The sequence below is a fragment of the Geodermatophilus sp. SYSU D00705 genome (assembly GCF_054050135.1).
Genome location: NZ_JBJGYT010000036.1, coordinates 29,042 through 41,003 on the forward strand (window position 1 = coordinate 29,042; position 11,962 = coordinate 41,003).

Sequence of the window (11,962 nt, forward strand, 5' to 3'; positions counted from 1 at the left end):
CAGTCGTTCCTGGCCGGAGACGGTCCGCGACTGCGGGCCGTGGGCTCCGGCACCGGTACGTCGGCAGCCTCTCGCTCCCGCCCGGTGCCGTCAAACCGGGGTGTGACGTGGGTCTCACCCAGTGGACGGCCGTCCCGGGGCGGCGCGGGCCGCTCGGTGCCGCGCGGCATGCTCCCCGACGACCTCTGCCCGGCGGTGTCCTTCCTCTGCTCCCGCAGCAGTGGCTTCATCACCGGGCAGTCGGTGGTCGCCGACGGCTGGGTCACGTTCCTCTGAGCTCAGGCCGGTGAGACCGGGAGCCGGCCGGTCGCCCGCTCCACCGTCCCGACCGCCACCACCGCGACCAGCAGGGCGGCCAGTCCGCCGACCACGGCCACCGCGGGCAGGTCCAGGAGCGCGTCGAGGCCCGCGACGACGGCGGCGGCCAGCGGCCACCACCAGCCGCGGCGGGTGCGGCGCGACATCCCGGCGTCGGTGACGGTGATCGACAGCAGGTAGACCACGACGCCGCCGGCGAGCAGCAGGCGGGTGCCCGGCGGGACGTCGCCCTGCCCGCTCTGCACGACCGCGAGCTCGAGGCCCGCGCCGACCGTGGCCAGTGCGAGGGTGAGGGGCAGCTGGGCGAAGACGTACACGTCGTGGGAGTGGTCGCTGGGGACCTCGCCGACCTCGTCGAGCAGGCGTTTCGCGCGGGCGCCGGCGAGGTCGAACCAGCTCCACCACAGCGCGGCCGCCAGCACGAAGCCGAGCAGCGCCACCGGCAGCGCGGACGACGACCACTGCGCGTCGGTCAGCCCGTGGGCGATCGCGGCGACCGACTCGCCCAGCACCAGGATCACGAACAGGGCGAACCGCTCGGGCAGGTGCTCGACGTGCAGGGGGACGTCGGCCGAGGAGCGGGTGGCCAGCAGCGGCACCAGCGCCTCGGCCAGCAGGGCGGCGGCCCACAGCCCGTAGGCCGCCGGCCGCGGCACCAGCAGCGAGACCGCCCACAGCGCGGCCCCCACCGCCGCCCCGGCCATGTACAGCCGGACGACCGGACGCGCCTCGGCCACGTGCCGGTACGCCCGCCAGTACTGCAGCAGCAGCGTCGCCCGCAGCAGCAGCTGGCAGCCCACGAAGACGGCGAACCACTCCCCCGTCGCGCCGGTGGCCGACGCGGCCAGCCCGACGACGGCGGCCATGCTGGCCAGCTTCAGCAGCCGGTAGACGACGTCGTCGTGGTCGAACCGGTTCGCGTAGAGGGTCGCGCTGACCCACGCCCACCACACGGTGGTGAACAGGCCGGCGAACAGCAGCTCCCCGTGCCAGGTCACGTCCTCCCGGAGCGCGATCGCGAGCTCCGCCACGACCAGGACGAAGGCGAGGTCGAAGAACAGCTCCAGGCGCGAGGCGGTGCGGCCCTCGCCGGTGCGCAGCTCCGGCCGGCGCACCGCACCCGACCCGGTCAGCGCGCGCCGCACGCCCTCGAGCGGCCCCATCCGGATCAGGCCCCGCGCCCGCGACGGGGCCCACTGGTCACGACGCGTGGCTACCCACACGAACCCGCTGCGCATGCGCCGGCCGGGCGGTCGTGCTCTCCTCGACCCGAGCACCGCAGGCCGGGTGGACGGTGAGAGGTCGAGCGCATGACCGTCGGGGACGCCGAGGACCTCGGGGTGGCCGCCCCGTCCGAGCCGCGCGTGCAGAGGCCGGTCGTCCGCTTCCCCTGGGACGCCCTGGGGCCGCACCACCACCGGTTCGCCTCGACACGGGAGGTGCAGGACTACAACGTCGCCCTGTGCCGCCACTGCGGTCTGCGCATCCTCCACCTCTGGCTGAACAGCCGGGACTGGGTCCGCCGCAGGACGGAGGCGGTGACCTTCATCGACGGCCGCACTGTCCGGCGCCAGGTCACCGTCGACTTCATCCTGCCGCCCTACACACCGAGCCTGGAGCTCGCCGGGAGGGTGCTCGACACGGTCCCGATGGCACTGCTGCAGAAGCGGAGCCTGGTGAAGTTCGACCTCCGCGACCACGCCGGCACCGCGCTGTCACTGCTCGGTCTCCGCCAGCAGCAGACACTGACCGCGGCGGCGCTCAAGGGCCTGGCGGCGTCGATCGGGGACGGCCACCCCGAGGCCGACCTCCCCCCGCCCGTCGACCGGCTGGTGGACCGGTTGGTCTTCGGTGACCGGCCGCAGGTCCACCAGGCCATGCGCGACCTCCTGCACGACCCCGGGTACCGGGCCCTCCGCGACGACGCCCTGTTCCTGATGACCTGCGAGCGGCTGCTCGACAGCTGGGTCATGTGCCTGCTCCTGCAGCGGGAGGACCTCACCCGGCGGATCGTCAAGTTCGGGTACGACGAGCCGCTGGACCTGCGCTACGAGGCGGGGACGACGGGGCTGCGCGCCCACCCGGACCTGGGCCGGCCGACCGCCTACAGCCTGCGGCCCGCCGACAACCGCACACGCCTGTCCCGCCTGCGGGCAGGTCTGGGCGTGGACCCGGTGCGGATCCGCTTCCCCGTCTACGCCGCCGAGAGCGCCCAGAGCTTCCACCTGGAGGTCACGGCCCCGCCCGGAGCGGTGATCCGGGCCGGGCAGGCCCTCGCCTCCAGGCCGACCGACCCTCCCGAGGAGGTGTCCACCGCCGGTCCCCCGGGCTCCGCCACGGAGGTGCTGGGCCGGGGTGCCGGGGACCTGCCCTTCGACCAGGTCTCGGGGATGCACCCGACGGTCGACCTGCACCTGACCGACGTCCCCTCGGGCGCCTTCTCTCACGCGCAGGTGGAGTTGCGCGCGGAGGTGAGCGGCTGGCTGCTGTCCATGACCATCGCGTGCTGGGTGAACAGCCTCATGCTGCTCGTGCTGACGCTCACCCGGTGGGGCGACGGGGGCACCGACGCCGAGCTGGCGGTGACCCTGCTGGTCGTCTTCATCAGCTTCGGCAGCACCGTCGCCGCCCAGCAGGACGCCCACCCCATGCTCAGCCGCCTGCTCGGCTTCGCCAAGGGACTGGCGGGGATCTCGACGCTGGCCGCACTCGTCGGGGCCGGCATCGTCGCCCTCGCGCCCGACCTCGACCACTGGCTGGTGCTGCCGGCTGCGGTCAGCACCCTGGTCGCCGGGGCGCTGACCCTGGCGGCGGTGCGGTCGCGACCATCGGCGCCCGGCGTGACGTCCCCGTGGGACTTCACCCCGCTGACCAGGGGTCGGCACGAACCCCAGGCCCCTGACTACCTGCCGCTGGAGCTGCTCTCCGACGACCGGCCGGCGGACGACGCGGCCGCCCGCCGGCAGCTCCGCTTCGACCAGCCGGCGGTCGTCGTCGCCACGGCCGAGAGCGAACGGCACCGGAGCCGCTGGTCGCCCGGGATCGACGAGCAGCTGCGGGAACGGCTCGAGACCGCGCTGCTCCGCATCGACGGGCGGGCCGGCACGGACGCCCCCCGCACCGACCCGGGCGACGGCGCCCCGCAGCCCTGAGCGGGGCCGCCTCAGTCCTGCGCGTGCGGCTCCGGCCGGCCGTCGTCGGCCCCCTCCTTCTCGAAGGCGACGTCGACCCGCTGGTGCCGCACCGCCCGCTGGGCGCGGGCGGCCTCGGCGAACACCCGCTCGTCGCCCTCGGTGAGGTCGTCGTGGTCGACGAACGGGGTGAGCAGCGCCCGGGGGTGGAGGGAGTCGACCCGGACGACGTTGACCTCCGCGCACAGCACCAGCGCGACGGCCGCCAGGTAGATGAACGCGACCAGGCCCAGGACCAGCGCGAACACCGCGTCGACGGCGCTGGCGTTCGCGACGACGCGGGCGACGTACACGCCGCCGAAGGACTGCAGGAGCTGCCACAGCACCGCGGCGGCCAGGGCGCCGGGGAGCACCTGCCGGGTGCGGAGCCGGCGCGCGGTGGTGATCCGGAAGCCGAGCACGAACACCGCGGCGTTCACCAGCACCGACCCCACGGTCACCAGGACGTGCACCGCCCCGCTGAACCCGCCGCCGTAGGCCGCTGCGCCGCTGCCCAGTGCGGAGAGCACGGTCGAGGCGAGCACCAGCACCCCGAGGGTGCACAGCAGCAGCAGGCTGCGGCCGCGCGCGGTGATCGGGTCGGGCCGGTTGTGCCGGGGCACGGCCCACACGGTGTTCATCGTGTGCTGCATCGCCTGCCCGAGCCCCAGCGCGCCGTAGAGGGCGACCAGCCCGCCGACGACCACCCCCGTGAAGCCGCCGCCGAGTGCCTCGGGCGTGCCCAGCTGCTCGCCGATGACGGGGAACTCGGCGAGCGCGGAGTCCAGCAGCTGCCGCTGCAGCTCGGGGTTGCCGGCCAGCACCAGCCCCAGCACGGTGGCCAGGAGCAGCAGCACCGGGAACAGCGCCAGGAAGCCGTAGTAGGTGATGAGCGCGGCGAGGAAGTGGCCGTCGTCGTCGAAGAACTTGTAGAGCACCGCGATCGGGAACCCCGCCGCGGGGTGCCGCCGCTGGAACCGGTCCACCCGTTCGGTGACTGTCATCGCGCACCCCTGTCGGCTCGGGTGCCCCACCTCTACCCCGTCCCGCCGACGGCCGCGCGCGCACGCCGGGTAGGAAGGGGCCATGGCCGACGCCTTCCCCGAACTCGCCGAGCTCGCCGCCGAGGAGCGGGAGCTGCAGTTCAGCAGCTTCACCAACGACGACGCCTGGGACCTCGGCGCCGCGCTCGTGGCGGCCGGCCGCCGGGACGCCGCGCCGGTCGCGGTCGCCGTCGTCCGCAACGGCCACCGGCTGTTCTCCGCCGCCCTGACCGGGGCGACCCCCGACAACGAGCGGTGGATCGAGCGCAAGACGCGGGTGGTGCACCGCTTCGGGCACAGCAGCCTCTACGTGCGGCAGGCCTCCATCGAGCGCGGGACGACGTTCGAGGAGGAGTTCGGGCTGGACCCGGCCCGGTACGCCGCCCACGGGGGCGCCTTCCCCGTGATCGTGCGGTCGGTGGGCCCCATCGGCGCGGTCGTGGTCTCCGGGCTCCCGCAGGTCGAGGACCACCGCATGGTCGTCGCGGCGATCCGTGCGCACCTGGGCCGCTGAGCCCGCGCAACTCCGGGGAAGGTGCTGCCCCGCGGCCAGTCCGGACCGCACGTTCCCCGGAGTTGCGCGTCAGCGGCTGCGGTAGAGCCGGGTGGTGACCGGCAGGAACACCGCGGCCAGACCGGCAGCCACCGCCAGGGAGACGCCGATCGCGACGCCGTCGGGCTGCCCCGCCATCAGCGACCGCGACGCCGTCGCCAGCACCGAGACGGGGTTGACCTCGACGAAGGCGGCCAGCGGCCCGGGCAGGGTGTCGGGGTCGACGAAGACGTTGGACAGGAACGTCAGCGGGAAGATGCCGGTGAACCCGGCGTTCATCACCGCGTTCGGCGAGCGCATGAGCAGCCCGAGCACGGAGAAGACCCACGACAGGCCGAACGAGAAGACGACGACCAGCCCCAGCGCCGCCACCACCCCGGCCGCGCCGCCCTCGGGCCGGTAACCGAGCACCACGCCCAGCACGATGATCACCGTGCCGGCGATCACGTACCGGACGCTGTCGCCGAGCAGCGACCCCAGCAGCGGGGCCGGACGCCAGATCGGCAGCGAGCGGAACCGGTCGACCACGCCCTTGGTGAGGTCGGTGTTGAGCGAGACGCCGCTGTAGACGGTGGTGAACAGCACCGACATCACCAGCATCCCGGGCAGGATGTACTGCAGGTACGCGCTGGTGGAACCGGCGATGGCGCCGCCGAACAGGTACGTGAACATCAGCACGAACATCACCGGCGTCACGGTGACGTCGAGCAGCTGCTCGGGCACGTGCCGGACCTTGAGCATGCCCCGCCAGCCGAAGGTGAGCGCCGCCGTGAGCGGGCCCGGGCGCGGCGGCCGCGCGGTGGAGGCGATGGCCCGGCGGACGGCGGCGGTGTCGGCCGAGTCGCGAGTGACGGTGGTGGTCATGACGCACGCTCCTGCGCGGGGGACGCGGGCTCCCGGTCGCCGTCCTCCGCGGCGTGGCCGGTGAGGGCGAGGAAGACCTCGTCGAGGCTGGGCCGGTCGAGGGAGAAGTCGGCGATGCCGACGCCGGCGCGGGCCAGCTCGGTCAGGCCGAGGGCGGCCGTCGCGGCGTCGCCGCAGGCCGCCGACAGCGCGGCCGGGTCGTCGCCCGGGGTCACCGGACCGACCGCCCGCTCCAGCACGCCGGCCGCCGCCGCCCCCTGGCCGGGGTCGTTCAGGCGCACGTGCAGCGAGCCGGTGCCGACCGACGCCTTGAGCTGCCCCGGCGTGCCCTCGGCGATGACCCGGCCCCGGTCGATCACCGCCAGGCCGTCGGCGAGCTGGTCGGCCTCCTCCAGGTACTGGGTGCAGAGCAGGATCGTCGTCCCCTCGGCGACCAGCGCCCGCACGATCTCCCACACCTGGTTGCGCGAGCGCGGGTCCAGCCCGGTGGTCGGCTCGTCGAGGAAGAGCAGCTGCGGCGTGACGACCAGGCTGGCCGCGATGTCCAGGCGGCGGCGCATCCCTCCGGAGTGGTGCTTGACCAGCCGGCCGGCGGCCTCGGCGATGCCGAAGGCCTCCAGCAGCTCGTCGGCCCGGGCGCGGGCCGCGGCGCGGCGGTGGCCGAACAGCCGCGCCAGCAGGACCAGGTTCTCCCGGCCGGTGAGCTCCTCGTCGACCGAGGCCAGCTGCCCGGTGAGGCTGACCAGCCCGCGGACGGTGTCGGCCTCGGTGACCACGTCGTGGCCCAGCACGCGGGCGTGCCCGGAGTCGGGCTGGATCAGCGTGGCCAGCACGCGGATCGTCGTCGTCTTGCCCGCCCCGTTCGGGCCGAGCACGCCGTAGACGGTGCCGGCCGGGACGGCGAGGTCGACGCCGGCCACCGCGCGCGTGGCCCCGAAGGACTTGGTGAGACCGGTGGCCTCGATGGCCAGTGCGGAGTGTGCGGTCATCGTGCTCCCTCAGCCGGGTGTCCGGGCGCAGCGTCCCCTCTCCCTCTGACGGAATGTCCGCGCCGGGCTCGTCGCCCGCCACCGGTTTTCCGCGGGCGTGCCCAGCGTCGGGGTTCGAGCGCACTGGAGGTCAAGGGGTCACCGCCAGCGGTACTCCAGCTCCGGGCGGCCGGCGCCCCCGTACCGCGGCGCGCGGTCGACCAGGCCGGTGTCGGCCAGGTACTCCAGGTAGCGGCGGGCGGTGATCCGCGAGGCGCCGATCAGCTCCGCGGTCTCCGCGGCCGAGAGCCCCTCCGAGGTGCGGACGGCGGTGACGACGGCGTCCAGCGTCTCCCGGCCCATCCCCTTCGGCAGCGGCGCGGGCCGGCCGGGGCGGACGGCGCCGAGCACGCGGTCGACCTCGTCCTGGCCGGCGGCGTCCCCCGCGGCCGACAGCCGCGCGCGGTACTCGGCGTAGGCGGTCAGCCGGTCGCGCAGGGCCGGGTAGGTGAAGGGCTTGAGCAGGTACCCGACGACGCCGTGCGCGGCCGCCGCCCGCACGGTGGACAGCTCCCGCGCCGAGGTCACCGCGAGGACGTCGACCGGCACCCCGGCCGCCCGGATCCGCCGGCACAGCTCGACGCCGTGGGTGTCGGGGAGGTTCATGTCCAGCAGCACGAGGTCGACCGGCACCCGGGCCAGCGCGTCGAGGGCCGCGGCCCCGGTGCCGGCGACGGCCACGGTGCCGAAGCCCGGCGTCCGGTCCACGTAGGCGCGGTGCGCCTCGGCCGCGACCGGCTCGTCCTCCACCACGAGGACGCGGACGTCCGGGGAGGTCACGGCGCCGCCCCGACCGGCGCCCGCACCGGCAGGGAGACGACGAACTGCGCGCCCGGGCCGGGGCGGACGCTGACCGTGCCCCCGTGCCGGCGCACCGCCTGCGCGACCAGCGCCAGCCCCAGCCCGCGGCCGAGCCCGGCCGGCGCGCCGGCGCTCTCCTTGGTCGACCAGCCCCGCTCGAAGACCCGCCGCACGTCCTCCTCGGCCACCCCGGGACCGGTGTCCTCGACCCGGATCTCCAGGTGCCCGCCGGTCACCTCCGCGGCCAGCTGCACCTCCCGGGGCGGGTCCCCGGCGAGGGCGGCGTCGATGGCGTTGTCGAGCAGGTTGCCCACGATGGTGACCAGGTCACCGCCGGGCAGGCCGGTCTCGCCCACCGCCGTCGCCGGGTCGATCTCCAGCAGCACGCCGCGCTCGTGCGCGGTCGCCGCCTTGCCCAGCAGCAGCGCGGCCAGCACCGGGTCGCCGACCGCGCCGACCACGCGGTCGGTGAGCCGCTGCGCGGAGGCGAGCTCGGCGGTGGCGAAGTCGACCGCCTCCTGGGTGCGGCCGAGCTCGACGAGGGAGACGGTGGTGTGCAGCCGGTTGGCGGCCTCGTGCGCCTGGGCCCGCAGCGACTCGGCGAAGGCGCGCACGCTGTCCAGCTCGCCGGTGAGCGCCTGCAGGTCGGTGTGGTCCCGCAGGGTCACCACGGTGCCGGCCGAGCGGTCGCCGGCTCGGGGCGGGGCCTGGTTGACCACCAGCACCCGGGTGCCGGTCACGTGCACCTCGTCGACGACGGTGCGCTGCTGGGTCAGCACCGCGGTCAGCTCCGGGGGCAGCCCGAGGTCGCCGACGTGCCGGCCGGCCGGGTCGTCGGTCAGACCCAGCAGCCGCCGCGCCTCGTCGTTGACCAGCTGCACCCGCCCCTCGCCGTCCACCAGGAGCAGGCCCTCGCGCACGGCGTGCAGCACCGCGTGGTGGTACTCGAGCAGCCGCGCCAGCTCCGTCGGGGTGAGCCCGTGGGTCTGGCGCTGCAGCCGCCGGCTCAGCGCCCAGCTGCCCAGGCCGCCGACGGCCAGCGTGGCCAGCGCCGTCCCGGCGATCCCGGGGACGGCGGCGGCGAGGTCCTCCCCGATCGCGGCGACGGTGATCCCGGCCGAGACGAGGGCGACGACGTCGCCGTCGGCGTCCACCACCGGTCCGGTGGCGCGCACGGAGGGGCCGAGGGTGCCGGTGTAGGTCTCGGTGAACGTCTCCCCCGCCAGGGCAGGGGCGATCGTGCCGCGGAAGGGGCGGCCGATCTGCTCGGGGTCGGGGTGGGTCCAGCGGGTGCGGTCGGGCGCGAGGACGGTGATGAACGAGGTGCCGGTGTCGGCGCGGACCTGCTCGACGAAGGGCTGCAGCACCGCGGTCGGGTCCGGGCCGGTCACCGCCCCGAGCACCAGCGGCGAGTCCGCGAGGCTGGCCACGATCGCCGTCGTCTCCTGCTCGGCGGCCTGCTGCACGGCCTGGCGGGCGTCGAGGTAGGCCACGGCCGTCGCGGTGAGGACGACGACGCCGACGACCAGCGCCTGGAGCAGCAGCAGCCGCCGCGCCAGGCTCGCGTCACGGCGGTGCGGCAGGAAGGCGGGCACGCGGCGAGTGTGCCGCGCGGTGACGCCATCGCCACCGGCACCGTGCCCGCCACGGCCGTCGTGAACGCAATGAACGCATGGGTGACCGCCGTCACCGCACCCGGGAGTGTGACTGGCGTCGCCCCGGACGGGGCACAGCACACCCGATCCGGGAGGCGAGTCGCCTCCGGCCGACGACAGGAGACGTCATGGCGTCAGGCACCGACCACGCGCAGCCGCCGGGAGCCACCCGGCGCAAGGACCGCACGCACTGGCTCTACATCGCCGTCATCGTCGCGGTGGTGGCCGGCATCGCGGTCGGCTTCCTGTTCCCCGGCTTCGCGACCGACCTGAAGTGGCTGGGAACCGCGTTCGTGGGCCTGATCAAGATGCTGATCGCGCCGGTCATCTTCTGCACGATCGTGCTGGGCATCGGCGCGATCCGCCAGGCGGCCAAGGTCGGCCGGATCGGCGGCCTGGCCCTGGGCTACTTCATCCTCATGTCGACCGTCGCGCTGGCGATCGGCCTGGTGGTGGGCAACATCATCCACCCCGGTGACGGGCTCCAGCTCTCCGACGAGCTGCGCGGCGAGGGCGCTGCACTGGCCGGCACCGCCGAGGAGAGCGGCGGCACCGTCGACTTCCTCCTCGGGCTGATCCCGACCTCCCTCCTGTCGGCCCTGACCGACGGGTCGGTGCTGCAGGCGCTGCTGGTCGCGCTGCTGGTCGGCTTCGCGATCCAGGCGATGGGCCGCTCCGGTGAGCCGCTCCTGCGCGGCGTCGGGCACCTGCAGAGGCTGGTGTTCCGGATCCTCGCCATGATCATGTGGCTGGCGCCGATCGGGGCCTTCGGGGCGATCGCGGCGGTCGTCGGCGAGACCGGCATCGACGCGCTGAAGAGCCTCGCGGTGATCATGATCGCCTTCTACGTGACCTGCGCGCTCTTCGTCTTCGTCGTCCTCGGGCTCATCCTGCGGCTGGTCGCCCGCGTCAACGTCTTCTCGCTCCTGAAGTACCTGGGCCGCGAGTTCCTGCTGATCGTGTCGACGTCCTCGTCGGAGACCGCGCTGCCCCGGCTGATCGCCAAGATGGAGCACGCCGGTGTGAGCCAGCCGGTCGCCGGCATCGTGGTCCCGACCGGCTACTCCTTCAACCTCGACGGCACGGCCATCTACCTGACGATGGCCTCGCTGTTCATCGCCTCGGCGCTGGGTGACCCGCTGACGATCGGCGAGCAGATCGGCCTGCTGGTCTTCATGATCATCGCGTCCAAGGGCGCGGCGGGCGTCACCGGCGCCGGCCTGGCCACGCTGGCCGGCGGGCTCTCGGCCCACCGCCCGGACCTGCTGGACGGCGTCGGCCTGATCGTCGGCATCGACCGGTTCATGTCCGAGGCCCGCGCGGTGACCAACTTCGCCGGCAACGCGATCGCCACCGTCCTGGTCGCCACCTGGACCAGGGAGCTCGACCGCGAGCAGCTGTCGGCGGCGCTGTCCGGGGAGAGCCCGTTCGACGAGACCACGATGATCGACGACCACGGCGACGCGGAGCCGCCGGCGTCCGGCAGCAACGCCGGCCCGGGCCAGCGGGACGCCGAGTCCGCCCAGCGGGAGGTCGCGCAGGCCTCGGTGCGCTGACGACGCACGCGCGACGCGGAGCGCCCGGGCCCCTCGCGGGCCCGGGCGCTCCGTCGTCGGTGCAGGGACGTCCGGAGTCGCTACGGTGACCGTCCCCGCAGCCACCCGGAGAGAGGACCGCCCGTGAGCTCCCGCCTGAACCCCTACCTCAGCTTCAGCGACACGGCCCGGCAGGCCATGGAGTTCTACCGCGGGGTGTTCGGCGGGGAGCTCTCGCTGAGCACCTTCGGCGAGGCGGGCGGGGCCGAGGGCCCCGACGCCGACAAGGTCATGCACGCGCAGCTCGAGACGCCGGCCGGGTACACGCTGATGGCCTCCGACACCCCCGCGGGCATGGACCGCAGTGAGGGCAGCAGCATCTCGGTCAGCCTCAGCGGGGACGACGGCGAGGAGCTGCGCGGCTACTTCGCCAAGCTCTCCGACGGCGGCACCGTGACCATGCCGCTGGAGAAGCAGATGTGGGGCGACGAGTTCGGCATGTGCGTCGACCCGTTCGGCGTCGCCTGGATGGTCAACATCTCCCAGCCCGCCTGACCGGCCGCGCCGCCGCGGTGCGCCGGCCGCGCCCGGTGCCACAGTGGCGGCATGCACCTGGTCCTGGAGTACACGCTGGCCCCGGACTACCTGGAGCGCCGGGCGGCGCTGCGCGAGGAGCACCTCGCCCTGGCCCGCGCCGCCCACGAGCGCGGTGAGCTCCTGCTCGCCGGCGCGCTGCCGGACCCGTACGACCGGGCCCTGCTCGTGTGGACCGCGCCCCGCGAGGTGGTGGAGCGGTTCGCCGAGACCGACCCCTACGTGGTGCGGGGCCTGGTGACGGGCTGGACGGTCCGCCCCTGGAACGTCGTCGTCGGCTGACGCTCCCGGGAGCATCGCAGCGAGCGCCAGCGAGCGAGGAGCGGACCGGGAGCGGAAGCCGACGAGTGGACGTCGTCGGCTGACCGGAGGCCGGGGACGCAGGAAACCTGCGTCCCCGG

At 74.7% G+C, this 11,962-nt stretch carries 11 protein-coding genes; 5 read left to right on the forward strand and 6 right to left on the reverse strand.

Annotated features, from left to right (window positions below; translation table 11 throughout):
- Nucleotides 1–278: 278 nt before the first annotated feature.
- Nucleotides 279–1,481 carry a low temperature requirement protein A gene (locus ACI78Q_RS20400; protein WP_456925279.1) on the reverse strand — a complete coding sequence of 401 codons (1,203 nt, stop codon included), beginning with the start codon at nt 1,479–1,481 and terminating at the stop codon, nt 279–281.
- A 147-nt stretch (nt 1,482–1,628) separates the two neighbouring features.
- Between ACI78Q_RS20400 and ACI78Q_RS20405 the strand changes: the two genes are divergently transcribed.
- Nucleotides 1,629–3,470: a hypothetical protein gene (locus tag ACI78Q_RS20405; RefSeq protein ID WP_456925280.1), complete on the forward strand. Its 1,842-nt coding sequence runs from the start codon at nt 1,629–1,631 to the stop codon at nt 3,468–3,470.
- Nucleotides 3,471–3,481: 11 nt separating this feature from the next.
- Here the strand turns inward: ACI78Q_RS20405 and ACI78Q_RS20410 are convergent, their stop codons facing one another.
- Entirely contained in the window at nt 3,482–4,492 is a 1,011-nt protein-coding gene (locus tag ACI78Q_RS20410; RefSeq protein ID WP_456925281.1) for a YihY/virulence factor BrkB family protein, read from the reverse strand.
- Between the two features lie 82 nt (nt 4,493–4,574).
- Here ACI78Q_RS20410 and ACI78Q_RS20415 point away from each other — a divergent pair, with 82 nt between their 5' ends.
- Nucleotides 4,575–5,045 (forward strand): heme-degrading domain-containing protein, encoded by a 471-nt coding sequence (locus tag ACI78Q_RS20415; protein WP_456925282.1) that lies wholly within the window; start codon nt 4,575–4,577, stop codon nt 5,043–5,045.
- A gap of 69 nt (nt 5,046–5,114) precedes the next feature.
- Here ACI78Q_RS20415 and ACI78Q_RS20420 read toward each other — a convergent pair whose 3' ends face one another.
- From ACI78Q_RS20420 to ACI78Q_RS20435, 4 genes are all read right to left on the reverse strand, one after another.
- Entirely contained in the window at nt 5,115–5,948 is an 834-nt protein-coding gene (locus ACI78Q_RS20420) for an ABC transporter permease (protein WP_456925283.1), read from the reverse strand.
- Nucleotides 5,945–6,937, reverse strand: a complete 993-nt coding sequence (locus ACI78Q_RS20425; RefSeq protein ID WP_456925284.1) for an ATP-binding cassette domain-containing protein — start codon at nt 6,935–6,937, stop codon at nt 5,945–5,947. Before ACI78Q_RS20425 ends, ACI78Q_RS20420 begins: the two co-directional genes overlap by 4 nt.
- A 138-nt stretch (nt 6,938–7,075) precedes the next feature.
- Nucleotides 7,076–7,756, reverse strand: coding sequence for a response regulator (locus ACI78Q_RS20430; protein WP_456925285.1), 681 nt, complete (start codon nt 7,754–7,756; stop codon nt 7,076–7,078).
- A complete protein-coding gene (locus tag ACI78Q_RS20435) occupies nt 7,753–9,372 on the reverse strand; it encodes a sensor histidine kinase (protein ID WP_456925286.1) in 1,620 nt (539 codons plus the stop codon). Before ACI78Q_RS20435 ends, ACI78Q_RS20430 begins: the two co-directional genes overlap by 4 nt.
- A 188-nt stretch (nt 9,373–9,560) precedes the next feature.
- Between ACI78Q_RS20435 and ACI78Q_RS20440 the strand changes: the two genes are divergently transcribed.
- From ACI78Q_RS20440 to ACI78Q_RS20450, 3 genes are all read left to right on the forward strand, one after another.
- Nucleotides 9,561–10,988: a cation:dicarboxylate symporter family transporter gene (locus tag ACI78Q_RS20440; protein ID WP_456925287.1), complete on the forward strand. Its 1,428-nt coding sequence runs from the start codon at nt 9,561–9,563 to the stop codon at nt 10,986–10,988.
- Nucleotides 10,989–11,111: 123 nt separating this feature from the next.
- The gene (locus ACI78Q_RS20445) at nt 11,112–11,522 is read left to right on the forward strand and encodes a VOC family protein (RefSeq protein ID WP_456925288.1); all 411 of its coding nucleotides are present in this window, start codon (nt 11,112–11,114) and stop codon (nt 11,520–11,522) included.
- 51 nt (nt 11,523–11,573) lie between these two features.
- A complete protein-coding gene (locus ACI78Q_RS20450) occupies nt 11,574–11,843 on the forward strand; it encodes a YciI-like protein (RefSeq protein ID WP_456925289.1) in 270 nt (89 codons plus the stop codon).
- Nucleotides 11,844–11,962: the final 119 nt, after the last annotated feature.

Excerpts from the sequence above, each read along its gene's own strand:
- ACI78Q_RS20400 (WP_456925279.1), bottom strand. The coding sequence starts at position 1,481 with ATGGGGCCGCTCGAGGGCGTGCGGCGCGCGCTGACCGGGTCGGGTGCG.
- ACI78Q_RS20405 (WP_456925280.1), top strand. The coding sequence starts at position 1,629 with ATGACCGTCGGGGACGCCGAGGACCTCGGGGTGGCCGCCCCGTCCGAG.
- ACI78Q_RS20410 (WP_456925281.1), bottom strand. The coding sequence starts at position 4,492 with ATGACAGTCACCGAACGGGTGGACCGGTTCCAGCGGCGGCACCCCGCG.
- ACI78Q_RS20415 (WP_456925282.1), top strand. The coding sequence starts at position 4,575 with ATGGCCGACGCCTTCCCCGAACTCGCCGAGCTCGCCGCCGAGGAGCGG.
- ACI78Q_RS20420 (WP_456925283.1), bottom strand. The coding sequence starts at position 5,948 with ATGACCACCACCGTCACTCGCGACTCGGCCGACACCGCCGCCGTCCGC.
- ACI78Q_RS20425 (WP_456925284.1), bottom strand. The coding sequence starts at position 6,937 with ATGACCGCACACTCCGCACTGGCCATCGAGGCCACCGGTCTCACCAAG.
- ACI78Q_RS20440 (WP_456925287.1), top strand. The coding sequence starts at position 9,561 with ATGGCGTCAGGCACCGACCACGCGCAGCCGCCGGGAGCCACCCGGCGC.
- ACI78Q_RS20450 (WP_456925289.1), top strand. The coding sequence starts at position 11,574 with ATGCACCTGGTCCTGGAGTACACGCTGGCCCCGGACTACCTGGAGCGC.